This is a genomic window from Sphingomonas sp. TREG-RG-20F-R18-01 (assembly GCF_022662475.1).
Lineage (GTDB): Bacteria > Pseudomonadota > Alphaproteobacteria > Sphingomonadales > Sphingomonadaceae > Sphingomonas.
Map to the genome: position 1 here is coordinate 855,453 of NZ_JAKNQQ010000002.1, position 23,888 is coordinate 879,340.

16 protein-coding genes are annotated in these 23,888 nt (G+C 65.8%); 10 read left to right on the plus strand and 6 right to left on the minus strand.

All coding sequences use genetic code 11. From position 1 onward, the window contains the following. The first annotated feature begins 81 nt into the window (after positions 1 to 81). A complete protein-coding gene (locus L8K25_RS09650) occupies positions 82 to 1,386 on the plus strand; it encodes a hemolysin family protein (protein WP_242138647.1) in 1,305 nt (434 codons plus the stop codon). 376 nt (positions 1,387 to 1,762) lie between these two features. Here the strand turns inward: L8K25_RS09650 and L8K25_RS09655 are convergent, their stop codons facing one another. Together L8K25_RS09655 and purD are read right to left on the minus strand one after the other, a co-directional pair. Next, positions 1,763 to 2,443 carry a helix-hairpin-helix domain-containing protein gene (locus L8K25_RS09655; RefSeq protein ID WP_242138648.1) on the minus strand — a complete coding sequence of 227 codons (681 nt, stop codon included), beginning with the start codon at positions 2,441 to 2,443 and terminating at the stop codon, positions 1,763 to 1,765. A 62-nt stretch (positions 2,444 to 2,505) separates the two neighbouring features. Then, complete coding sequence (gene purD / locus L8K25_RS09660) at positions 2,506 to 3,777, minus strand: phosphoribosylamine--glycine ligase (protein ID WP_242138649.1); 1,272 nt, start codon at positions 3,775 to 3,777, stop codon at positions 2,506 to 2,508. On the opposite strand from purD, the gene xseA reads away from it, so the two are divergent. From xseA to L8K25_RS09680, 4 genes are all read left to right on the plus strand, one after another. Next, a complete protein-coding gene (gene xseA, locus L8K25_RS09665; protein WP_242138650.1) occupies positions 3,776 to 5,176 on the plus strand; it encodes an exodeoxyribonuclease VII large subunit in 1,401 nt (466 codons plus the stop codon). The genes purD and xseA overlap by 2 nt on opposite strands. Before the next feature lie 30 nt (positions 5,177 to 5,206). Continuing rightward, positions 5,207 to 5,416, plus strand: a complete 210-nt coding sequence (locus L8K25_RS09670) for a DUF2093 domain-containing protein (RefSeq protein WP_242138651.1) — start codon at positions 5,207 to 5,209, stop codon at positions 5,414 to 5,416. 49 nt (positions 5,417 to 5,465) lie between these two features. After that, positions 5,466 to 6,326 (plus strand): M23 family metallopeptidase, encoded by an 861-nt coding sequence (locus L8K25_RS09675; protein ID WP_242138652.1) that lies wholly within the window; start codon positions 5,466 to 5,468, stop codon positions 6,324 to 6,326. Between the two features lie 169 nt (positions 6,327 to 6,495). Continuing rightward, positions 6,496 to 9,489, plus strand: coding sequence for a TonB-dependent receptor (locus L8K25_RS09680; protein ID WP_242138653.1), 2,994 nt, complete (start codon positions 6,496 to 6,498; stop codon positions 9,487 to 9,489). A 149-nt stretch (positions 9,490 to 9,638) separates the two neighbouring features. On the opposite strand, the gene L8K25_RS09685 is transcribed toward L8K25_RS09680, so the two are convergent. Continuing rightward, a complete protein-coding gene (locus L8K25_RS09685) occupies positions 9,639 to 10,166 on the minus strand; it encodes a hypothetical protein (RefSeq protein WP_242138654.1) in 528 nt (175 codons plus the stop codon). Positions 10,167 to 10,430: 264 nt separating this feature from the next. On the opposite strand from L8K25_RS09685, the gene L8K25_RS09690 reads away from it, so the two are divergent. Together L8K25_RS09690 and L8K25_RS09695 are read left to right on the plus strand one after the other, a co-directional pair. Continuing rightward, a complete protein-coding gene (locus L8K25_RS09690; RefSeq protein ID WP_242138655.1) occupies positions 10,431 to 13,583 on the plus strand; it encodes a TonB-dependent receptor in 3,153 nt (1,050 codons plus the stop codon). Between the two features lie 482 nt (positions 13,584 to 14,065). After that, entirely contained in the window at positions 14,066 to 17,005 is a 2,940-nt protein-coding gene (locus L8K25_RS09695) for a TonB-dependent receptor (RefSeq protein WP_242138656.1), read from the plus strand. Between the two features lie 78 nt (positions 17,006 to 17,083). Here L8K25_RS09695 and clpB read toward each other — a convergent pair whose 3' ends face one another. Continuing rightward, entirely contained in the window at positions 17,084 to 19,663 is a 2,580-nt protein-coding gene (gene clpB, locus L8K25_RS09700) for an ATP-dependent chaperone ClpB (protein ID WP_242138657.1), read from the minus strand. Between the two features lie 145 nt (positions 19,664 to 19,808). Here clpB and L8K25_RS09705 point away from each other — a divergent pair, with 145 nt between their 5' ends. After that, positions 19,809 to 21,944: a penicillin acylase family protein gene (locus tag L8K25_RS09705; protein WP_242138658.1), complete on the plus strand. Its 2,136-nt coding sequence runs from the start codon at positions 19,809 to 19,811 to the stop codon at positions 21,942 to 21,944. A 137-nt stretch (positions 21,945 to 22,081) separates the two neighbouring features. Further along, a complete protein-coding gene (locus L8K25_RS09710; RefSeq protein WP_242138659.1) occupies positions 22,082 to 22,249 on the plus strand; it encodes a hypothetical protein in 168 nt (55 codons plus the stop codon). A 28-nt stretch (positions 22,250 to 22,277) separates the two neighbouring features. Here L8K25_RS09710 and L8K25_RS09715 read toward each other — a convergent pair whose 3' ends face one another. Together L8K25_RS09715 and L8K25_RS09720 are read right to left on the minus strand one after the other, a co-directional pair. Next, positions 22,278 to 22,655: a VOC family protein gene (locus tag L8K25_RS09715; protein ID WP_242138660.1), complete on the minus strand. Its 378-nt coding sequence runs from the start codon at positions 22,653 to 22,655 to the stop codon at positions 22,278 to 22,280. Between the two features lie 73 nt (positions 22,656 to 22,728). After that, the gene (locus L8K25_RS09720; protein WP_242138661.1) at positions 22,729 to 23,262 is read right to left on the minus strand and encodes a DedA family protein; all 534 of its coding nucleotides are present in this window, start codon (positions 23,260 to 23,262) and stop codon (positions 22,729 to 22,731) included. A 322-nt stretch (positions 23,263 to 23,584) separates the two neighbouring features. On the opposite strand from L8K25_RS09720, the gene L8K25_RS09725 reads away from it, so the two are divergent. Further along, complete coding sequence (locus L8K25_RS09725) at positions 23,585 to 23,776, plus strand: DUF6771 family protein (RefSeq protein ID WP_242138662.1); 192 nt, start codon at positions 23,585 to 23,587, stop codon at positions 23,774 to 23,776. Positions 23,777 to 23,888 lie beyond the last annotated feature (112 nt).

Here is a 23,888-nt window from a genome sequence, read left to right on the forward strand (position 1 = left end):
TGGACCGATCCGTCGAATCCCGTCCGCCGACAGCAGGGCGGTTGTGAAATTCGCCGAATCGCGCAAAGGACGTGTGGCGCCATGCACCCAACCCCATCCTTTCCCTGGATCGACGTCGCGATCATCTTCGCGCTCATCCTGCTCAACGGCGTTTTCGCCATGTCGGAACTCGCAATCGTGTCCGCGCGCAAGGCGCGGCTGGAGGCGATGGCGCGCAGCGGCAAGCGCGGCGCGCGCGCCGCGATCGCGCTGGCGGCCGATCCCGGCAAGTTCCTGTCGACAACCCAGATCGGCATCACGCTGATCGGCATTCTGGCGGGTGCCTATTCGGGCGCGAGTCTCGGCGGGCCGGTCGCGGCGCGGTTGCAGTTTCTCGGGCTCAGCGCCGAGCTGACGCAATCGGTCGGCTTCGCGTTGGTCATCGGCATCACGACCTATGCCTCGCTGGTGATCGGCGAGCTGGTCCCCAAGCAGATTGCGCTCCGCGCGCCCGAGCCGATCGCGGCGACCATGGCGGGGCCGCTGATGGGGCTCGCCTGGGCGACCGCGCCGGTGGTGTGGCTGCTCGATTCGTCCTCGGGGCTGCTGTTCCGGCTGATGCGGCTGAAGCGCGAGACCGAGGAGCATGTCACCGCCGAGGAACTGCACCTGATCGTCGCCGAGGCTTCCAAGTCGGGTGTGATCGAGGAGCACGAACGATCGATCATCTCGGGCGTGGTGCGGCTGGCGGATCGTCCGGTGCGCGAGGTGATGACGCCACGCACGGACATCGAATGGATCGACGCGACGCTCGACGAGGCGGGCATTCGCGCCGCGCTGATGACCGCGTCGCACAGCCGGCTGCCGGTGACCGAGGGATCGGTCGATACGGTGATCGGCGTGGTGCAGGCGCGCGACATCGCGGTCGCGCTGTTCAAGGGGCAGCCGCTCGACGTGCGCGCACTGATGCGACAGGCGCCGGTGGTGCTCGATCAGATCGACGCGATGGACGCGCTCGACGCGCTCCGCCAGGCCGAGGTGCCGATGGCGCTGATCCATGACGAATACGGGCATTTCGAGGGAATCGTGACGCCGGCGGATTTGCTCGCGGCGATCGCGGGCGAGTTTGCGTCGGATACCGATCCCGAGGAAGCGCCTTCGGTGGTGACGCGCGACGACGGGTCGCTGCTGGTGGCGGGGCAGATGGCGGTCGACGCGCTTGCCGAGCGGCTCGGGATCGACCTGCCCGAGGACCGCGACTATGCGACCGTTGCAGGCCTGGCGCTTGCGGTGTTTCGGCATCTGCCGGGCGAGGGCGAAAGTTTCGTCGAGCAGGGCTGGAAGTTCGAGGTGGTCGATCTCGACGGGCGACGGATCGACAAGCTGCTGGTGAGCGAAGCGCGGTAGCTTGGTAGATTAGGGTAGCTTCGTAGCTTCAAAGGCATCTCGCTTCCCCGGCGAAGGCCGGGGTCCAGTCGCGACACGGTCCTGGCGAATGCCGTGCCGGATGCCACAGACCACTCCTACTTGGCCCGGGCCTTCGCGAGACCTCTGCAAAAAGTTGGTTTGCCGACCGGTCCTTTGCTGTTTTCCCGCGAAGGCGGGAATCCAGGGCCAAGCAAAACAACAGCTTACAGTTCTTGTGACTCCTGGACTCCCGCTTTCGCGGGAGAACAATTGTGGTTTCGCAGAGGTCTCGCCTTCGCCGGGGCAGGGTGCCAGCCACAAGACACCTGCAGCACGCCCGCGACGGAGGATACCGGGGCACGCTCGGAATAACGCCTTATCCGCCCAGCTTCCCGAACTGCGCCTCATAGCCTGCACGGTCGCCAGCGCTGAGCAATTTGGCCTGTTCGATCCAACGGTCGCGCGTCATCCGCCCGCGGAAAGCGCCGAGCTTCGCGTCGAGCGCTTCGGCGTCGGATGGGCTGAGGGCGGCGATCTGGTCGACCCGCGTGATTCCCTGTTCGGCGAGCGTCGCGGCGAGCTTGGGGCCGAGGCCCTTGATCTGCGTGAGGCCCCCGGTTGCGGCAAGCGGTGCGGCAGCGGAGGCCGCGGCAGGCGCGGGTGTGGGCGCGGCGATCGCGACCGGCGCCGGGGTAGGGCTCGGCGCAGGACTTGGGACCGCGCGCGGGGGCGGCGCATCTTCCGGGGTGCGCGCCGCGACTGGCGCTTGACGATCAGTATCTTGCGAAGAACGCTCGGGCACGTCCGAGGATAGCGTCGCGACTTCGGTCCCGTCCGCCGAGACCGTTGGCTCGTGCGTCGCACCGTGCGCCTCGGCGACCTCGAAATTCTCCTGGACCTGCTTGCGCGCATTCCTGCGGCGGCGGGCGAGCATGCTGCCCCACACGATCGTCGCCACCGCCAGCACGGCGAGCACCACCATCAACGCGACGTGGACGGTGGTGATCGGCACCATGAAGTCGATCGCCTGGTTCGGATTGTCGGGCGTGGCGGCCATCGGATACTCCTACATCGGTCGCGCGGTCCTAGCGCAGGCCGTCCATCGCCGTCGCGTGGAAATTAAGCGCGATCGTCCGCGCGCGCGATCTCGCGCCAGCCGATGTCGCGGCGCCAGAAGCCGGTCGGGAAATCGATCGCGTCGACACCACGATAGGCGGCGTCGCGCGCCGCGCCGATCGTCTCGCCGAGCGCGGTCACCGCCAGCACGCGGCCGCCCGACGCGACGATGCCGCTTTCGGTCTGGCGGGTCCCCGCCTGGAAGACGATCGTGCCGGTCAATTCGGCGTCGGCAATGCCGTGGATCGCACCGCCCGCCTCGGGCGTGCCGGGATAGCCGTTCGCGGCGAGCACCACCGTCAGCGCAACCGCATCGCGCCACTGCGCCCCGCCGTGTTCGGCAAGCGTGCCCTGCGCGACCGCGAGCAGGATCGGCACCAGATCGGACTCGAGCCGCATCATCAGCACCTGGCATTCGGGATCGCCGAAGCGCGCATTATATTCGATCAGCTTGGGGCCATCGGCGGTGAGCATCAGCCCGGCATAGAGCACGCCCGAAAACGGCGTCCCCGCCGCCGCCATCGCCGCCACCGTCGGCGCCACGATCTCGTCGAGCGCGCGGGCCTCCAGTTCGGGGGTCAGCACGCGTGCGGGGCTGTAGGCGCCCATGCCGCCGGTATTGGGGCCGCTGTCGCCCTCGCCGACGCGCTTGTGGTCCTGCGCGGAGCCGAACGGGAGGATCGCGGTGCCGTCGGTCAGGACGAACAGGCTGGCTTCCTCGCCGTCGAGGAATTCCTCGATCACCGCTTCGCCGCCGGGTTCGGCGAACAGGTCGCCCAGCGCCGCCTCGGCCTCGCCGAGCGTCGCTGCGACCGTCACACCCTTGCCCGCCGCGAGACCGTCCGCCTTGACCACCACCGGCAGCAGGAAGCCGCCGAGCGATGCCAGACCCTCGTCGAGCGTCTTTACATGGACATAGCGCGCGGTCGGGATATGCGCGGCGTCGCACAGCGCCTTGGTGAACGCCTTCGATCCCTCGAGTTGCGCGGCGGCCTTGTCCGGCCCGAACACCGCGAATCCCGCCGCCCGCAGCGAATCGCCGAGCCCGTCGACCAGCGGCGCTTCCGGCCCGATCACAACCAGTTCGATCGCGTTGGTCGTGCAAAACGCAGTGGTCGTTGCATGATCGCGGACGTCGAGCCCGACGAGCGTCGCATGTTCCGCAATCCCCGGGTTGCCCGGCGCGGCAAAGAGCGTATCGCACAGCGGCGACATCGCGAGCTTCCAGGCCAGCGCGTGTTCGCGACCACCCGATCCGATCAGTAGGATATTCATGTCGGACCCTCTTTTTGACGCCGCGGCCCGCCTCCTAGCCCTGGATGCCGCCGCCGACAACGCCACTCCGGCGGCTGCCTCCCCGGGCAATTCGGTGATGAGCGTTGGCGAGTTCGCGGGCAAGCTGAAGCGCACGGTCGAAAGCGAGTTCGGCAGCGTGCGGCTGCGTGGCGAAATCTCGGGCTATAAGCGCGTCGCGTCGGGCCATGCCTATCTGAGCCTCAAGGACGACAGCGCGGTGCTCGACGGCGTGATCTGGAAGGGCCAGGTCGCCGCCCTCGGGTTCCAGCCGCAGGACGGCGCGGAGGTGATCGTCAGCGGGCGGATCACGACCTATCCGGGCCGCTCGAAATACCAGATCATCATCGACCGGATGGAACTGGCGGGCGAGGGCGCGCTGATGGCGCTGCTCGAGAAGTTGAAGGCGAAGCTCGCCGCCGAGGGGCTGTTCTCCGCCGAGCGCAAGCAATTGCTGCCGTTCATGCCGCGGACGATCGGCGTCGTCACGTCACCGACCGGCGCGGTGATCCGTGACATCCTTCACCGGCTCGAGGATCGCTGCCCGACGCATGTGCTGGTGTGGCCGGTCAAGGTGCAGGGCGCGGGCGCGGCGGAGGAAGTCGCCAGGGCGATCCGCGGGTTCGACGCGATGCCGCCCGAGACGCGGCCCGACCTCGTCATCGTCGCGCGCGGCGGCGGGTCTATCGAGGATCTGTGGGCGTTCAACGAGGAAGTCGTCGTCCGTGCGCTCGCGGCGTGCAGCATCCCGACGATCTCCGCGATCGGGCATGAGACCGACACTACGCTCGCCGACTTCGCCGCCGACCGGCGCGCGCCAACGCCGACCGCCGCAGCCGAGATCGCGGTCCCGGTGCTCGAAGACCTGCGCCTGACGATCGCGGGCTATGGCCAGCGCACCGGCAAATGCGCGCGGCGCTATCACGACCGCGGACGCGAGCAACTGACAGCGCTGGTCCGCGTGCTGCCCAAGCGCGACGCGCTGCTCGGCCCGCAGCGCCAGCGCGCGGACGACGTCGGCGCGCGGCTCGACCGCGGGCTCGAACGCCGCGTGACGCTCGCGCGCGGGCAGCTCGACCGCTCGGCGGGGGCGCTGCGGCTCGCGACGCTCGAACGCCAGCTCGAGCGCGCGCGCGATCGCACCGCGGCGGCGTGGCGGCTGGTCCAGTCGCTCGGGCCGAACAGCATTCTCGACCGGGGGTATGCGTTCGTCTCGACCCGCGCGGCGGTGGGCGGGGAGGTCGTCGGATCGGCGGCGGCGGCGCGCGCGGCGGGGTCCGTGACGCTCCATTTCCGCGATGGCGAGGTCGATGCCAAGGTTGAGCGCGGCGGCGGCAAGGCGTATGCTGGTCCATCCGGCGACCAGCCGACGCTGCTCTAGCCTGTTCTCCTGTTCGAAAGCGCCGCTCCGATGCTCATGTCCAATACCGATCGCCCGGCGCGGCTCCATTTCATGGCGAACGGTTTTCGGGTGCTGAACCCGGGCGATCATGTCGTCTGCGCGGTGTCGGGGACGCGGATCGCGCTCGACGACCTGCGCTACTGGAACGTCGCGCGGCAGGAGGCCTATGCCACCGCGGCGCTGGCCACCCAGGCGATGGGTGACGGCGCTGCCGCATAAGCGGCGCGCGCGGGGGGCGTCGACCCGCCGTGCCGTGTACGCGGTCGCCATGATCCTGGCGGCCGCCCCGTTCGTTCCGGCCCGGGCGCAGGATCGTCGCGCGACGGCGCCTGTGCCGCGCGCGGACGGCGTCGCCGGCGCGGGGTTTCGCTATGCGGGGAGCATGATCCAGGGCGGGCTGGTGCGCGCGACCGCGCCCGAGCGGACGACGCAGGTCCTGTTCGACGGCGTGGCGGTTCCGGTCGCACCCGATGGCCGGTTCGTCATCGCGTTCGATCGCGACGCCGGGCCGAGCGCGTCGCTCGTCGCCATGCGTGACGACGGCAGCATCGTCCGCGACACGCTGACCGTCGCGCCACGCGCGTGGGATATCTCGCGGCTGGCAACACTCCCCAAGATCCCCGTGCCGCAACCCGAGTTCGACCGGTTGCGCCCCGCCGAACTCGCGCAGATCGCGGCCGCGCGCCGGATCCAGACCGATGCGCAGGGGTGGCGACAGGCGTTCGTCTGGCCGACGACCGGGCGGATCTCGACGCTGTTCGGGTCGCAGCGGATCTACCAGAATGGCGAGGCGGGGTCGTATCACTCCGGGCTCGACGTCGCCAAGCCGACCGGCTCGGTGATCGTCGCGCCGGCGGACGGGGTGGTGATCCTGGCGGCGGACCATCCCTTCACGCTCGAGGGCAACCTGCTGATGATCGACCACGGCATGGGGGTGAACACGGCCTTCCTGCATCTGTCGCGAATCGACGTGCGGGTCGGCGACCATGTCCGGCGTGGCCAGCCGGTCGCGCTGTCCGGCGCCACCGGCCGCGCGACCGGGCCGCACCTGCATTGGAGCCTGCGCTGGCGCGATGCGAAGATCGATCCGCTGCTGGTGGCGGGGCCGATGCCCAAGGTGGAAAAGTAGCGTTTTGTGTGCGTTGCAGCACAAGTGTTGCGCAATTGTAACAGCGCGACGCAATTAATATTGATCTGTTTACAATGTGACCGGTTCGGGACAATTTACCTCATCGCGTCAGGCCTATCGGCCTGGGGGCATACGCAGCGCCACAGCGCGCAAATGGGGAAACTATCAGATGCAATCGACGCATAGCCGATCCTTGTCTCGCCTTCGTCAGGGCGCCGCGCCGTTGGCGCTGTTCATTGCACTCTCGACCTCTTCGGCGTTCGCGCAAACCGCGCCGGCGACTGCGCCCGGACAGGATGCACCGGCCGCGGTACAGGCACCGCTGCCCACCGACACGTCGACGACCAGTTCGGCACCGGACCAGGATATCGTCGTCACCGGGTCGCTGTTCCGTCGCACCAATACCGAAACGCCGTCGCCGGTGACCGTGCTGACCGGAGAGACGCTGACGCGCGCCGGCATCACCAACATCAACGACGCCGTGCGATCGATCTCGGCCGATGGCGCCGGCTCGATTTCCACGGGCTTCACCAACGGGTTCTCGGCGGGCGGGGCTGCCGTATCGCTGCGCGGACTTGGCGTTTCCTCGACGCTGGTGCTGATCGACGGCCTGCGGAGCACGAACTTCCCGCTCAACGATGACGGCCACAACGCCTATGTCGATCTCAACTCGATCCCGTTCAGCGCGGTGGAGCGGATCGAGGTGCTGAAGGACGGCGCGTCGTCCAGCTACGGCGCGGATGCGATCGGTGGCGTCGTCAACATCATCATGAAAAAGCATTACACCGGTCTGGCCGGGACGGTCGAGGGTGGTGTCAGCGAGAAGGGCGACGGTGCCCGCTATCGCGCCAACCTGACCGCAGGCTACGGCGACTATGATGCCAAGGGATGGAACGTCTACGTCAACGCGGAATATCAGCGCGATCAGGCGATTTCGGCGACGTCGCGTGGCTTTCCGTTCAACACGCTCGACCTGAAGACGAACGGTCTGCCGGGCGGTCTGGACAATAATACCGCTGACAGTTCGCTGACGACGGCAACGACGGATGCGATCGTCCGACGCGCGCCGCAAACCAATCTCAACGATCCCTACGCAGGCGGTGTCGCCTTCGGCAATTCGCAGCTGCTCACCTCGGCAGCGAATTGCGTCAACGGAACCTTCACCGTCGCAGGAACCAGCAACAATGGGACGGCGTGCAAGCACGACATCGCGAAGGAATACGGATCCCGCTACAATGACATCCAGCCGCAGCAGGAGCGGTACAACTTCTCCGGTCGGCTCAGTTTCCGCGTCAGCGATGCGATCTCTGGCTACCTTACGGGGAGCTACTCGCACAGCCAGGTGACCATCGGCCGCGCGCCTGGCGCGATTCGCCAGACGCAGCCTTACGGCGCGTCGCCGGCGCTCGCGTCGAACAACCCGGGTATCGTCCTGCCGGTCTATGTCTGCGCCGCAGGCGTGAACTGCTCGATCGACGCCAATCGGCAACTCAACCCCAACAACCCGTTCGCGGCGGAAGGCAATGCCGCGCGGATCTACTATTTGTTCGGTGACATTCCGGTCGGTACCAACCGCAAGAACGAGGTCCTGCGGGCCGCGGGTGGCCTGACGGGCGATTTCGAGGGCGGCTATCATTGGAAGATCGACGCGGTTGCGGCCCGCGACAATTTCTCGATCACCTCCTACGGCGTGATCAACATCGCGGGCCTGAAGCAGGCGATCAACACCGGCGCCTATAATTTCGTCAATCCATCGGCCAATAGCCAGGCGGTCCGGGACCTGATCGCGCCGACGTATACGGTGCCGTCGCATACCTCGATGCTATCGCTCGATGCGTCGATCGCCAAGGACGTGTTCGAGCTCCCGGGTGGCATGCTGCAGTTTGCCGTGGGTGGGCAGGTCCGCCGCGAAACCCAGGAAAACAACAGCATCAACGCGAATCTGGATCGCTATGCCAACACGTCGGCGGCATTCGGCAAGCATACCGTTGCTGCAGGGTATTTCGAGGTCAACGCGCCGATCCTGACCACGCTGGAGGTCAACGGATCGGGTCGCTACGACCATTATTCGGAAGGCTTCAGCCACTTCTCGCCCAAGATCGGTGCCAAGTGGACGCCGATCAAGCAGCTTGCGATCCGCGGGACCTATTCGAACGGGTTCCGGGCGCCGACCTTCGCTGAAAACAACCCGCGGTCCAGCTATGCCGGCTTCGTCTCGATCACGCCGCCGACAAGCTTCCAGCTGGCGCACGGTGGGCTCATCACGGGTGCCAACCCGAACACCAACCCCTATGCGCAAGCGTACAACATCGGTTCCGGCTTTTCGGGCAACCCGAACCTGAAGCCCGAGAAGTCGCGCAGCTTCACGGCCGGCGCGGTATTCGAGCCGATCCATAACGTCAGCTTCACGGTCGATTACTATAACATCAAGAAGACTGATGTGATCGTTACGGGACCTGACGCACTGGTTGCGCGCAGCGCGTATTTCGCCGGAACGGCATTGCCGGCCGGCTATACGGTTGCGGCGGTCGACGCGCCCGATCCGTTGTTCCCGAACGCCCTGCCGCGCGTGCTGATCATCAACGCGCCCTACGTCAACGCGGGCTCCGCCAAGGTGTCCGGCGTCGACTTCGGGGCCAATGTCAGCGTTCCGGTCAAGGACGGCGTACGCTTCGTCAGCCGCCTCGATCTGACCTATCTGATCCAATATGATCTGAACCCGGGCAACGGGTCGCCGGTCCAGAAATATGCCGGTACGCTTGGACCATATGAACTGTCGTCCGGCGCCGGTACCCCGCGGGTTCGCGGTAACTGGCAGAACACGCTCGAGCTCGGCGATTTCTCGCTGTCGGCGACGACCTATTACGTGTCGCGGATCAAGGAAGTCGCTGCGGACGAAGGTGCGGACACGAGCTGCGCAGGCGGCAACCTGTACGGCACCGGTCAGAGCTTCTGCTACATCCGACGCTTTATCTACGCCGACGTGAGTGCCCAGCTGAAGGTCAACGACAGCTTCAATCTCAACCTGTTTGTCGGCAACATCACGGGCGAGCGTGCCCCGGTCGCTCCTGCATCCTACTCCGGCACCAACTATCTGCCGACCTGGCATATCGCTGGTGTCGTCGGGCGGACGTTCCGTGCGGGTGCGTCGTTCAAGTTCTGATCGGCCCGAACCCGCTTCGGCCAGGCTGAAGTCACCTCAGGAAACGGGGCGGAACGCAGGTTCCGCCCCGTTTTCCATGTCCGCCAGGTCGCGCCGGCATGCCGCCTTGATCCACGTGACCGGCGGTCCGTTCCGTCAAAGCTACGTCCTCAATTCACGCGACGCGCCTTCACCGCTGGCTGGCCGCCCACGCTCATCTGAAAGCTGCCGAGCGCCGCGCGTTTGATGTGGATCCTGTCGCCTATTCTGGGGCGACGTCCGATCACATTGTCGTCGGTCTGTGCCCAGCGCGCGCCGTCCGCCATCCGCAGCGTCCATCGGCCAGCCGAGTCGACCTGCGCGTCGGTCACGCTGGTGTCGATAAAGTCGATCTCCGGAGATCCGCTGAAGATCGAAAGGCCGGGAACGCCGATCCCGAACAGCGACCGCCGCGCCTGCCGAACCTGTTGCGAATCGACGATCACGACATCCCGGCGCGCTTCGGCCGTATCGAGGGTCGCAACGGAGGCATCGAAGCATGCCAGGCGCGCGGTCGCATCGTGAATCGGACGGCATCGCACGACATCGGCCAATGCCTTCGAACGGGGTTCCCCGGTTCGGTCAGCCGCGGCGATGCCAACCGGGGTGGCGCCCAGGGCAAGCGTCGTCGCGACCGCGACGGCGGTCGCCAGTGTCATTCTTGCGCGCACATCGTGTCCTCGGTTGGGGATTTGCACCGCGCGATACGACCCGGTGCGTTGGTCAGCAAGCGCCCCGCCGGTGGTGTGTCAGATTTGCTACATCAATGATGCAATATGATGCCACTGCGCAATGTTGGTACTTTTATACTTTTGTAACACGATCTCGGCAGTAAAGAACCGTCGCAAGCACAGTCGGCTACCGACCGTCGCTGTCATGCTACCGCTCGAGGCGGTACCATACCAATAGGAACCAATCCACCAATGCAAAACCGAGTTTTGCGCGACTCCTTGCTCGCGTCCACGATGATTGCCGGCGTGCTCGGCGCGCTTCCGGCCCTGGCACAGGTCGCTGCGGCACCTGCACCGGCGCCCGCTCCTGCTTCGACGCCCACCGTCGCAGCGCCCCAGCAGCAGGCCGAAACCACGACCACCCCTGGAGACGACAGCGTCGCCAGCACGACTCCCGCCGCGTCGAACACCCCGGGTGCGGATGCCGGCGATATCGTCGTCACCGGCTCGCGCATCTCCAATCCCAACCTGACGTCGGCCAGCCCGATCACGGTCGTCAACGCGGCAGAGATCAAGCTGCAGGGCGCGACGCGTATCGAGGACGTGCTCAACAGCCTCCCGCAGGCATTCGCGACGCAGAGCTCGTCGGTGTCGAACGGGTCGAACGGTACCGCGACCGCCAACCTGCGCAACCTCGGCGAATCGCGCACGCTCGTCCTCGTCAACGGCCGTCGCCTGATGCCGGGCAACCCCTCGTCGAGCAGCACCGCATCGGCGGCTGCCGATCTCAACGTCATCCCGCAGGCGTTGATCAAGCGCGTCGACGTGCTCACCGGTGGCGCCGGTTCGGTCTATGGGTCGGATGCGGTCGGCGGTGTCGTCAACTTCGTGCTCGATACCAATTACCAGGGCATCAGCATCGATTCGTCGGGCGGCATCTACGACCATAACAACGGCAACCAGCGCCTGCAGAACATCGCGACGGCCGCGGGCTATCCGACCCGCAGCGGGCAGTCGTTCGACGGCACGCAGTTTGACGTCAACCTGAAGATGGGCGTCGGCACCAGCGACGGTCGTGGTCATGTCGTCGGTTACATGGGCTATCGCAAGATCGGCGCGATCCTGCAGGGCGATCGCGATTATGCGGCGTGCGGCCTCGGCACGCGGTCGACCAGCGCGGACTATGTCTGCACGGGCTCGCCCACGGCATTTCCCGCCAACTTCACGCTGGGCGACGCGGTCGTCAACAATTTGCCAAGCGGCCTCCAGCAGCAATACACGCTCAACGGTGCAGGTCAGCTGACCCCCGGCCAGACGCTCTACAACGCGAACCCGCTCAATTATTACCAGCGTCCGGACACGCGCTACACGGCTGGCTTCCTTGCGCATTATGACGTGAGCGACAGCTTCAAGCCCTATGCCGAGTTCATGTTCATGGACGATCGCTCGGTCGCACAGATCGCGCCGTCGGGCGATTTCAGCAACACCACGGTGCTGAACAGCAACAACCCGTATCTGTCGGATGCGCAACGGGCGACGTTCTTCCGGCCGACCAACCTGGTGCGCGACGCGAACGGTAACGTCATCAACCTGACCAACCCGGACGGCTCGCAATATCAGCAGGCCAACGTCCAGATCGGGCGTCGCAACGTCGAGGGCGGCGGTCGCCAGGCCGATCTTCGCCACACGGCCTACCGCTTCGTCGCGGGTGCCCGCGGCGACATCGCGGATGGCGTTTCGTACGACGTCTACGGCCAGTACGGCACGACGATCTTCAGCCAGGTCTATCGCAACGAATTCTCGGTCTCGCGCACGCAGCGCGCGCTCGATGCGATCACCGACACGCGTCCGGGGTCTGCGACGCTCGGCCAGGCGGTCTGCCGCTCGGTCGTCGACGGTACCGATCCGAACTGCGTCCCGCTCAACATCTTCGGTGCGGGCAACATCTCGCAGGGCGCGCTGAACTACGTCCAGACCCCGGGCTTCCAGTCGGGCAGCACCGCGGAAAAGGTCGTCAGCGGCTCGGTCACCTTCGAGGGCGGCAAGTACGGCTTGCAGTCGCCGTTTTCGACCCAGGGCATCGGCATCAACGTCGGTGGCGAGTATCGTGAGGAATCGCTGACGCTCGAGGTCGACAACGGCTTCCTGAGCGGCGATCTCGCCGGCCAGGGCGGCGCGACGCTGCCGATCAACGGCTCGTTCAACGTCAAGGAAGTGTTCGGCGAAATCCAGGTTCCGCTGGTCACCGATCATCGCTTCTTCAAGGAACTGACGGTCAACGGTGGCTATCGCTACTCGGACTACAGCACGTCGGGCGGCGTCTCGTCGTACAAGGGCGAAATCGTCTGGGCACCGGTTTCGGACATCCGCTTCCGTGGGGGCTACAACCGGGCGGTTCGTGCACCGAACACGCAGGAACTGTTCGCACAGCAGTCGGTCCAGCTGGACGGTGCGACCGATCCGTGTGCGGGACCGGCCGTCAACGGTCTGGTCAACGGCAACACCGCCGCAGCCTGCGCGCGCGCCGGCGTTCCGGCCAACCGGTTCGGCCTGATCGCGGCCAACGCGTCGGAACAGTATAACGGCCTGCTCGGCGGCAACCCGAACCTGAAGCCCGAAAAGGCGGACACGTTCACGGTTGGCGTCCTGCTCCAGCCGAGCTTCCTGCGCGGCTTCAACCTCTCGGTCGACGCCTTCTCGATCAAGCTGCAGGACCGGATCGGCGTCATCGGCGCCGATACGATCATCTCGCAGTGCATCGCGACCGGGGATCCGGCACTGTGTGGCGCGATCAAGCGCGATGCCAACGGTACGCTGTTCCAGGGCAACACGGGCTACATCGTCGACACCAACGTCAACGCGGGCTCGCTCAAGACGCGCGGGATCGACGTGTCGGCCGGCTACACGCTGCGCACCGCATCGATCGGCACGTTCGGCCTGTCGTTCAGCGGGACCTATGTTGACGAGTTCAGCTACGACAAGGTCGGCGCGCAGTTCAATTGCGCCGGTCTCTATGGCGCACAGTGCGGTTACCCGCAGTCGAAGTGGCGGCATTCGGCCCGCGTGACCTACACCACGCCGCAGGGCGTTGGTCTGTCGGCTCGCTGGCGGTATCTGTCGGGAACCAAATATGAGCGCGCCAGCAGCGATGTGGATCTTGCGGGTTCGTACTCGTCGCTCGACGCCCGTATCCCGGCGCAGAACTATTTCGATCTGGCCGCGACCGTGCGGGCAGCCGACAAGTTCACCTTCCGCCTGGGTGCGAACAACCTGTTCGACAAGCAGCCGCCGGTCTTGAGCCAGGCTGCATCGCCGATCGGTTCCTATGGTAACGGAAATACTTACCCGGGGATCTTCGAAGCGAACGGTCGTTACTTGTTCATCGGTGTGACCGTCGACATGTAAATCGTTCTCCTTGAACGACAGCTATAGGGCGGCGGATCGATATGATCCGCCGCCCTTTTTTATTCTATACTGTAGATATCTTCGTACCACTTCGATGGAAGTCATGTTGTTCTTAGAACAACTCTGTAAGAACCAAATACGATCGTAACAAAGCGGCCGGTATGGCCGTAAAAAACCGTAGCATACTGTAATAGATAGCAACAAAGGCGATACTCTATAGGTCCGCAGCGGCCATTACGCTTGCTACCGATACCTGCCGCACGCCATGTTGTTGCATTTATGCTACGCTATGACGGGAATCTGGTCGAACGTTGCTTGGGCTGCTTTACACATGCCATCGTCGCGTGATCTTTAGCGCCATCGAGCGGAGGCAATCCGCTTAGACACCCTCTCCATGGTTTCGCGGCGCATCGTGATGCGCGCGGTCGTTTAAGGAACAAGAAGTGATGCGGTCCTCCTCGTTCGTCTCAAAGCCCTGGCTGATGACTACATCGGCTGCGCTGTCGCTGCTCGCCGTCCCCGCGTTCGCGCAGGACCAGGCCGCACCGGCCGCGACCACGGCACCCGCCGCCGCCGCGCAAGACCAGACCCCCGCCGATCAGGGTGGGAAGGACATCGTGGTCACCGGTTCGCTGTTCCGCCAGGCGGTTACGCCGTCGCCCGTGACGACGCTGTCGGTGGAAAACCTCGACCAGCGCGGTATCCAGACGGTTCAGGACGGTATCCAGCGTCTGTCGTCGAACAACGGTCCGGCGCTGACCAACTCGTTCACCGCGAACGGCGCCTTCGCCGGCGGCGCTTCGGCCGTGTCGCTGCGCGGCCTGTCGAGCAGCTCGACGCTTGTCCTGATCGACGGCCTGCGCGCCGCTTATTATCCGCTGGCGGATGACGCGACGCGCAACTTCGTCGATCTCAACACCATTCCGGACGACATCGTCGACCGGATCGAAGTGCTCAAGGACGGCGCATCGTCGAGCTACGGCGCCGACGCGATCGCGGGCGTGGTCAACATCATCACCAAGCGCAGCATCGAAGGCGTTTCGGGTCGCGCCGAAGCCGGCATCTCGCAGGACGGCACCGCACCGAGCCAGCGTATCTCGCTGACCGCGGGCCACGGCAATCTCGACCGGGACGGCTATAACGCCTATATCAGCGGCTTCTACTATCGCAGCGGCGCGGTGCGGAACAGCGACCTGCGCGCGCCGTTCAACTCGGACAACCAGACCGGCGTCGGTGGCCCGAACAACATCATCAGCGCGAGCAATTTCGGCGCGACCACGGCTGGCGCGAACACCTACGTCCGTCCCACCGGCGGCACGCAATATGCGTTGCTGAACAATGGTTGTGCGAACGGGAGCCCGGTCGCGGGGTCGACCGATCCGACGAGCATCATCCCCTCGACGATCTGTTCGCAGGATCAGACCAACCAGTACGGCATCGTCGCGCCGAACATCGAACGCTTCGGCGGCTCGGCGAAGTTCACCGCCAAGATCGGTGGCTCCTCGGAAGCCTATGCCGAGTTCAACTTCCTGCAGACCAACACCAACTATACCGGCAGCCCGTCGGTGATCTACGCCAACGCACCGGCCGGTATCTACAACCAGCCGTTCTCGACGCGCGGAAACTCCGCTGCCTATGCGGCCGGGTCGGGCGCGCTCACGCTTCCGGTGTACGTCTGCGCCGCACGCGTGAACTGCACCGCCGCGAATGGCACGCTCAACCCGAACAATCCCTATGCCGGCGCGAACCAGACGGCGCAGATCATCGGCGGCCTGCCGAATTCGGTCACGAGCGACGCCACGCGCTATCGTGTGTTCCGCGCGGCGGCCGGCATGCATGGCACGGTGTTCGGCGATTGGGACTATCGCGTCGACTTCACGGGCATGCACACCGACCTGCGCCGGACGCAGAACGGCTATGTGTACATCCAGCATCTGCTCGATGTGATCGCCGACGGTACCTACAATTTCGTCAATCCGTCTGCGAACAGCCAGGCCGTGATGAACTATCTCGAGCCGACCAACACGACCGACTCAACCTCGGATCTGTATCAGGCGCAGGCGAGCATCAGCCATGAGTTCTTCCAGCTGCCCGGCGGTCCGCTGCAGGTCGCGGCCGGCGGATCGGTCTATTACGAAGCGGTCGACTCGCCGACTGCCAATTCGGACATCAATGGCCCGACCCAGCGCTACTTCACGATCAATGCGTTCGGTACCAATGGGCATCGTACCGTCAGCTCGGCCTTCGGCGAAATCAACGCACCGATCTTCGATCAGCTGCTGTTGAACGCATCGGGTCGTTACGATCATTACTCGACCGGGCAGGGCGCCTTCTCGCCCAAGCTCGGCTTCAAGCTGACGCCGATCAAGCAGGTGACGATCCGCGGCACGTGGTCGCGCGGTTTCCGCATCCCGAGCTTTGCGGAGGCCAACGCGCTGCCGACCACCGGCTATGTCAACAACAACGCGGCCATCTTCAACGATGCCTACCTTGCCTCCTATGGCTGCAACACCGCGAACTTCAGCACCGCTTGCCCGACCTATCTGCGCTCGGGCAGCTATGGCGCGACGACGCTCGCATCGCCGAACCTGAAGCCTGAGCGGTCGCGCAGCTTCACCGGCGGCATCGTGTTCGAGCCGATCCGCAACGTGTCGTTCACGGTCGATTACTTCAACATCAAGAAGACCAACGCGATCACCTCGCTGACGGCCGGCGATGCCCTGTCGGCCTATTATTCGGGTCAGGCGGTCCCGGCGGGCTTCACGATCACGACCGATGCGGCCGATCCCGCGCACCCCAATGCCCTGCCGCGCGTGCTGTATGTCACGTCGGCGCTGGTCAATGCCAACACGGTCCAGTCGTCGGGCATCGACTTCGGCATCAACAGCCGAGTCAACATCCGTGGCGTCACCTGGACGAGCAACCTCGATGCGACGATGCAGATCGAGCTGAGCACGACCTTCCCGGATGGGCACAAGGAAAACTACGTCGACACGATCGGCAACTACAACCTGACTGCCGGGTCGGGCACGTTCCGCTGGCATGGCAACTGGCAGAACACCTTCCAGAAGGGCCCGATCTCGCTGACCGGCACCGTCAACTACTCGTCGGGGTACAATTTCTCGGCGCAGGATCAGGAAGGTTCGACCAAGGTCGTCAACGGTCAGACGGTCAGCACGTACGGCGATTGCGGCCTCGCAAGCTACAGCGGTTGCCGCCTCAAGAGCTACATCACGTTCGACATGAACACGAGCATCGACGTCAACCGGAAGCTCACCTTCTACGTCAACGTGCAGAACCTGTTCGACCGCCTGCCCGCGATCGATCCGGTCACGTACGGCGCGTATCTGTACAATCCGGTCCAGGCTGGCGAGGGCATCTACGGTCGCCGGTTCCTGGCGGGCGCGAAGTTCAAGCTGTAAGAGCGCGCTCGGCGACAACGGAAAAGGGGCGGCCTCGCGGTCGCCCCTTTTTTGCTGGGATCAGTCCGGGCGGGAGGCTTACTCCACCACCAGCTCCAGCTTGCCGTCGCCCTCGTCGACCCGAACCGTCGCGCCATCCTTGACGCTCCCGCGCAGGATCAGGTCGGCGAGCGGATCCTGCAGATAGCGCTGTACCGCACGTTTCAACGGCCGCGCGCCATAGACCGGATCATAACCGACCCGCCCGAGCCACAGCCGCGCCGCGTCGGTCAGGTCGAGCGTCACCTTGCGTTCGGCCAGCAACGTCGCGATCCGCTTGACCTGGATGTCGACGATCGGTGCCATTTCCGCCTGGCCGAGCCGGTGGAACAGCACGATCTCGTCGAGCCGGTTGAGGAATTCCGGCCGGAAATGCGCGCGGACGATCTCCATCACCTGCGGCTCGACCGAAGCAACGTCCTCGCCTTCGCCCAGCGTCGTCAGCACCTGGCTGCCGAGGTTCGAGGTCAGCACGATGATCGTGTTGGTGAAGTCGACCGTGCGGCCCTGGCCGTCGGTCAGCCGCCCGTCGTCGAGCACCTGCAACAGGATGTTGAACACGTCGCCGTGCGCCTTTTCGACCTCGTCGAACAACACGACCTGATACGGACGTCGCCGCACCGCCTCGGTCAGCACGCCGCCTTCCTCATAGCCGACATAGCCCGGAGGCGCGCCGATCAGCCGCGCGACCGCGTGCTTTTCCATGAACTCGCTCATGTCGATGCGGACCATCGCGGTCGGGTCATCGAACAGGAATTCGGCGAGCGCCTTGGTCAGCTCGGTCTTGCCGACGCCGGTTGGCCCCAGGAACAGGAACGAGCCTAGCGGCCGGTTGGGATCCTGCAGCCCCGCGCGCGCACGCCGCACCGCAGTCGACACCGCACGGATCGCATTCTGCTGGCCGATCACGCGTTTGCCGATCGTCGCTTCCATCTGGAGCAGCTTGTCGCGCTCGCCCTCGAGCATCCGCTCGACCGGAATCCCGGTCCAGCGCGCGACCACGCCCGCGATATCCTCGCCGGTCACTTCCTCGCGCAGCATCGCGCCCTTGGTCGCGCCCGCCGCGGCATCCAACTGCCGTTGCAGCTCGGGGATGCGCCCGTAGGACAGCTCGCCCGCCTTGCCGAGATCCCCCGCACGCTGCGCCTGCTCGAGTTCGAGCCGCGCGGCGTCGATCTGCTCCTTGAGCTTCGCCTCGGCCGAGATCTTGTCCTTCTCGCCCTGCCAGCGCGTGGTCAGCTCCGCCGACTGCTGCTCGAGATTGGCGAGTTCGCCCTCCAGCGTGCCGAGCCGGTCGCGCGATGCCGCGTCGGTCTCGCGCTTCAGCGCCTCGCGCTCGATCTTGAGCTGGATGATCCGGCGGTCGAGGATCTCGATCTCCTCGGGTTTGCTCTCGACCTCCATGCGGATGCGCGACGCCGCCTCGTCCATCAAATCGATCGCCTTGTCGGGCAGGAAGCGGTCGGTGATGTAGCGGTTCGACAGCGTCGCCGCCGCGACGATCGCCGCATCGGTGATCCGCACGCCGTGGTGGAGCTCGTACTTTTCCTTGAGCCCGCGCAGGATCGAGATCGTGTCGGGCACGGTCGGCTCGCCGACGAACACCGGCTGGAAACGGCGCTGGAGTGCCGCGTCCTTCTCGACATATTTGCGATATTCATCGAGCGTGGTCGCGCCGACACAGTGCAGTTCACCGCGCGCCAGCGCCGGCTTCAGCAGGTTTCCCGCATCCATCGCGCCTTCGGATTTCCCCGCGCCGATCAGCTGGTGCATCTCGTCGATGAACAGGACGATGTCGCCCTCGGCGGCCTTCACCTCGTCGAGCACACCCTTCAACCGCTCCTCGAACTCGCCGCGATATTTCGCGCCCGCGATCAGCGAGCCCATGTCGAGCGACATCAGCTTGCGGTCCTTGAGCGTGTCGGGAACGTCGCCATTCGCGATCCGCAACGCGAGCCCCTCGGCGATCGCGGTCTTGCCGACGCCGGGTTCGCCGATCAGCACCGGGTTGTTCTTGGTTCGGCGCGCGAGAATCTGGATCGTGCGGCGGATTTCCTCGTCGCGGCCGATCACGGGGTCGAGCTTGCCGTCGCGCGCCGCCTGCGTCAGGTCGCGCGCGAACTTCTTGAGCGCATCGAACTTGTCCTCGGCGCCCGCGCTGTCGGCGACGCGACCGTTGCGCACCTTCTCAATCGCCGCGTTGAGCGCCTCGGGCGCGACGCCCGCGGTCTTGAGCGCCTTGGCCGCCGCGGTGTTGAGCGACAGCGCGAGCGCGACCAGCAGCCGCTCGACCGTGACGAAACTGTCGCCCGACTTGGTCGCGATTTGCTCCGCCTGATCGAGCACGCGCACCGCGTCATTGTCGAGCCCCGGCGTCGCTTGCGCGCCGCTCCCCGATACCGCCGGAATTTTCGCCAGCAGCAAGTCGGTCTCGCTCGCCGCGCGCTTCGCATCGCCGCCCGCCGCGCTGATCAGCCCGGACGCCATGCCCTGCTCGTCCTCGAGCAGCGCTTTCAGGATATGCTCGGGCGCGATCCGCTGATGGCTCATGCGGATCGCGACGGTCTGGGCCGATTGCAAGAAGCCTTTGGCACGATCGGTAAATTTCTCGATGTTCATCCACCACCCTCACAGTTGCTTTTGCGCCGATATGGTGTTGTAAATATACAACACAAGGCGTGAGACTACGGATTGCGTGACAAATCCGCCTTGTTCGCCAAGATAGCGCGAGAGCTGGCCGAGACCAGAGCGACAGGGGGAATGGATGCTGCGAACACTCGGGATCGGCTTGGCCGGCGTATTGATCGTCACTGCCGCCGGTCTGGCAATCTGGGAGCCGATCGCGGCGACCAGCGCGACCCCGCCGCCTGCGCGCCGCTACGACAGCGTGATCGCGCGCGACCGCTTCGGCGTGCCGCACATCTTCGGCAAGACCGACCCCGACGTCGCGTATGGCGTCGCCTATGCCCATGCCGAGGACGATTTCGCGACGCTGCAGGAAGCGGTGGCGATGGCGCGCGGGCGGCTCGGCGCGATGACCGGGGCGGACGGCGCGAAGGTCGATTACACGCTCGCGCTGCTCGGCGCGCGCGAGACCGCGCACCGCGATTATCTCAAGCAACCCGCCGATGTCCGTGCGTTGCTCGATGCCTATGCGACCGGGCTCAACGCCTATGCGCGGCGGCACCCGGGGGAGGTGCGGCTCGCCAAGCTGTTCCCCGCGAATGGTGAGGACATCGCGACTGGCTTCGTCCTGCGCACGCCGTTCTTCTTCGGGCTCGACCAGGTGCTCGGCGCGCTGTCGGGCGACACGCCGCTGCCGCGCGAAAGCGCAGGCGCTTCGCCCGATGCGCCCGATCCCGCCGCACTTCCGCCGACGGGGGAGGGCAATCAGAACGGCTCCAACGCCTTCGTCGTCGCGCCGAAGCGATCGGCGGACGGCTTCACCCGCGTCCTCTCCAATTCGCACCAGCCGTGGAAGGCGCCGGTCGCCTGGTACGAACTGTCGGTGCAATCGGGGACCGGCTGGCACTTCTCGGGCGCGACCTTCCCCGGCGTGCCGTTCCCGGTGATGGGGCATAACGAGCATCTCGGCTGGACCAACACCGTCAACCGGCCAGACCTGACCGACGTCTACACACTCGACACCGATGCCGCGCATACGCGCTATCGCTTCGATGGTGCGTGGCGGTCGTTGCAGGCGCGGCGCGTGTGGTTGGGGGTGCGGGTCGGGCCGTTCGTGCTGCCGATCCCCAAGATGGTTTACCGCGCGGTGCAGGGGCCGGTGATCGTCAACAAGAGCGGCGCCTATGCGATCCGCTATGCCGGCGCGGACCAGTTGCGCATGGTCGAGGAATATTACCGCCTGACGCGTGCGCGCAATTTCGGCGAATGGCAGCAGGCGCTCGCGCTCCAGGGCGTTCCCGCGACCAACTTCCTCTACGGCGATGCGCGCGGCAACATCGCCTATGTCTATAACGCGAGCTTCCCCAACCGGCGGCCGGGCTATGATTACCAGCATCTGCTCCCCGGCGACACGTCGCGCGACCTGATGCCGGGGACGGTGCCGTTCGCGGCCGTGCCGCGCAACGTGAACCCCGCGTCGGGCTTCCTGATCAACGCCAACAACACGCCCTATCAGGCGGCAGGGCAGGGGTCGGAGCTGCGCCCGCAGGATTACAGCCCGCTGCTCGGGATCGAGACCGACACCACCAACCGCGGCACCCGTGCGGTCGAGCTGATGGGCCAGACCCCGCGGATCAGCGAGGCGGACCTGCTGAGGATCAAGTTCGACACCGGAGTCAGCCGCTACAGCTGGGCGGCGAAATGGTATCGCGACATTGCCGCGATCGACCCGCGCGGCGATTCGCAGCTCCGCGCCGCGCTCGGCGTGCTGCAACGCTGGAACCGCAATTTCGACGGGCAGCACAGCGGGCAGGCGCTCGCTGCGATCCTGCTGCGGACCGGGCAGAAATGGCATTACCAGCGCCGCCCCGAACTCGACCCGCGCGATGCGCTGGCGAAGGCGGCGGCGTATCTCCAGACGCATTTCGGCACGCTCGATCCGCCGCTCGGCACCGTGCTGCGGCTACGGCAGGGCAAGGTCGACCTCCCGCTCGACGGCGCGCCCGACGTGCTGCGCGCAGCGTCGACATGGGACGAAGCCCCCGACGGTCGGCTGGTGGTCAAGCATGGCGACAGCTTCATCATGCTGATGGCGTGGGACAAGGCGGGGCGCGTGGAGTCGCGCTCGATCCAGCCGTTCGGCGCCGCGACGACCCGGCCGGATTCCCCGCATTATGCCGACCAGGCCCCCTTGTTCGCCGCGCATCGCTTCAAGCCGGTGCTGTTCTGGCGCGAGGACCTGCGGCGCAACGTGGAGCGGGTGTATCGGCCGTAAGAGGGCTCGGGCGGGGAACTATCCGGAGCCGCCGGTGAGCGGAGGGGCGGCTGCCAGATTGGGCCATCAATGCAGGAGACGTAGACTCCGGCAACGGGTCGGCTTAGGTTCGAGACCTAACGACGAGGAACCGATCGATGTTTCCGACTTGGATGTATGTCGCCGTCGCTTTTTCGATCGCGTTGGTCGCCTTCGGCATTGGACAGATCGTCCCCGGGCTCGGCGTTGCGTTCGTCGCCTTGGCGTCGACCCTGTGGACCGCTTACGCGGTCAGCCGACGACAGCAGCCGAAGCAGAACCGCTGATCGGCGGCGGTTTGCGGTTCGCGGACGGTCACTTCATCAAGGCAGACGGCCATCCGATGCGAACGAGAAGGCCGTCTGGGCCTGCGATGCCGACCTCGTAGAGCCCCCATGCGCGGTGCCGGAGAATGCCACCTGGCCGAATGACGAGATCGTCCACCCGCGCGGCGATTGCCGCAACGTCCGGCGTGCGAATGAAGACGCCGAACGGGTTATGGGCTTCTGGAACCCGCCATTCGCCCTGACCCGCTTGGGTCAGGTGCAATTCGCAACCCCATCCTTGCATGATGAGATAGTCTTCGCTGCCGCCAGCACGCTCGAACCCCAGCCGCTGCCAGAATGGCACTGCGGCCGCCAGGTCGTTACTCGGAACGATCGCGAAGGCTCCGACCGCAGGTTCTTGTGTCATCCGACGCCTCTTGCGTTGCGCAGCGAGGATGCCTCTGATGGGCGATGTCCGCAACTATGCGCGATCCGCCAGGTCATCCCCCCCGCCCGCGACGGAGCGCCAGGACCAGCACGAGCACCGATACGACGACCGTGGCGACCGCGATGCCGGAGCCATAGCGCGCCTCCGCCGCTTCGAATTGTGGCCCGATCCAATAGCCCAGCGCCGTGAACAGGCTGCCCCACACGATCGCGGCGACGACGTTCAGCGGAACGAACAGGCGGCTCGACAGGCGCGAGGCGCCGATCGCGACCGGCGCCACCGCGCGCAGGCCATAGGCGAAGCGGAACAGCAGGACGAACCACACCGGATGACGCTCGATCAGGACGAGCGAGCGCGCGAACGCAGGCCGCTGCGCCACGCGCTGGACGAGCCGGCTCTGCCGATAATGCCGAGCGAGATGGAACCACAGCTGGTCGACGAAACACGATCCGCCGATCGACGCCACCGTCGCGGCAAGCGGCGAAAGCCAGTGCCGGTGCGCGAGCACGCCGCCGGCCAGCGCGAACGGTTCGCCTTCGATACCCGCCCCCAGGAAGATGGCGATCACACCATAGCGCAAAATCACGTGTTCCAGGGCAATGGTCCCCGCAGGCGGCTTGGGAAGGGCGAAACCCGAAGGCTCCAGTCCCCGCGCTACCGAGCCTTGGCGTCCAGGTCGAGCGGCTTGAGCGCGCGGCTGGAAGCGCTTGGGGGTGGAGCAAACGGGAGAGCACGCCAAACGAACGTCCGCTCCCGGTCCCTCGGTCTGCACACCTGGACGTCCGCAACGGGCGAAAGCGGGCGCGCGGCCCCCACCGTAAAAATCCGACTGCTTTACAAGTCACAGCCGGACGCTCCGGACAAAAATCGCGCTGGACGAATCGGAACAGATGTAGAACATAAGAGTCATGACCCAGCCCGATTCTGACCTGATCGCCCATGCCCTCCTCACCAGCAGCGGCTTTGCCCGCGTCGGACTGACCGCGCCGAGCGAACGCATACGGGAAGCCGCCGCCGCCGAATTGGCGCGAACGATCGTCTGTGCGCTGGAGGGATTCCCCAGCGATCGCGACCCGCGCCAGATGGCGCTTCCGCTTTGATGTGGGCACCGTAAAATTCCGAACGCTGTTCGATTTCACCCGTCATCAGGTCAACGTGGGCTGCGTCTGCGGCTCCTGCGCGCACAGGGGAGTGGTACACCGCGACCGGCTC

What these genes read in the sequence shown, in the direction of transcription:
- L8K25_RS09650 (WP_242138647.1), top strand. Translation starts at nt 82, where the DNA reads ATGCACCCAACCCCATCCTTTCCCTGGATCGACGTCGCGATCATCTTC.
- L8K25_RS09655 (WP_242138648.1), bottom strand. Translation starts at nt 2,443, where the DNA reads ATGGCCGCCACGCCCGACAATCCGAACCAGGCGATCGACTTCATGGTG.
- xseA (WP_242138650.1), top strand. Translation starts at nt 3,776, where the DNA reads ATGTCGGACCCTCTTTTTGACGCCGCGGCCCGCCTCCTAGCCCTGGAT.
- purD (WP_242138649.1), bottom strand. Translation starts at nt 3,777, where the DNA reads ATGAATATCCTACTGATCGGATCGGGTGGTCGCGAACACGCGCTGGCC.
- L8K25_RS09670 (WP_242138651.1), top strand. Translation starts at nt 5,207, where the DNA reads ATGCTCATGTCCAATACCGATCGCCCGGCGCGGCTCCATTTCATGGCG.
- L8K25_RS09675 (WP_242138652.1), top strand. Translation starts at nt 5,466, where the DNA reads ATGATCCTGGCGGCCGCCCCGTTCGTTCCGGCCCGGGCGCAGGATCGT.
- L8K25_RS09680 (WP_242138653.1), top strand. Translation starts at nt 6,496, where the DNA reads ATGCAATCGACGCATAGCCGATCCTTGTCTCGCCTTCGTCAGGGCGCC.
- L8K25_RS09685 (WP_242138654.1), bottom strand. Translation starts at nt 10,166, where the DNA reads ATGACACTGGCGACCGCCGTCGCGGTCGCGACGACGCTTGCCCTGGGC.
- L8K25_RS09690 (WP_242138655.1), top strand. Translation starts at nt 10,431, where the DNA reads ATGCAAAACCGAGTTTTGCGCGACTCCTTGCTCGCGTCCACGATGATT.
- L8K25_RS09695 (WP_242138656.1), top strand. Translation starts at nt 14,066, where the DNA reads ATGACTACATCGGCTGCGCTGTCGCTGCTCGCCGTCCCCGCGTTCGCG.
- clpB (WP_242138657.1), bottom strand. Translation starts at nt 19,663, where the DNA reads ATGAACATCGAGAAATTTACCGATCGTGCCAAAGGCTTCTTGCAATCG.
- L8K25_RS09705 (WP_242138658.1), top strand. Translation starts at nt 19,809, where the DNA reads ATGCTGCGAACACTCGGGATCGGCTTGGCCGGCGTATTGATCGTCACT.
- L8K25_RS09710 (WP_242138659.1), top strand. Translation starts at nt 22,082, where the DNA reads ATGTTTCCGACTTGGATGTATGTCGCCGTCGCTTTTTCGATCGCGTTG.
- L8K25_RS09715 (WP_242138660.1), bottom strand. Translation starts at nt 22,655, where the DNA reads ATGACACAAGAACCTGCGGTCGGAGCCTTCGCGATCGTTCCGAGTAAC.
- L8K25_RS09725 (WP_242138662.1), top strand. Translation starts at nt 23,585, where the DNA reads ATGACCCAGCCCGATTCTGACCTGATCGCCCATGCCCTCCTCACCAGC.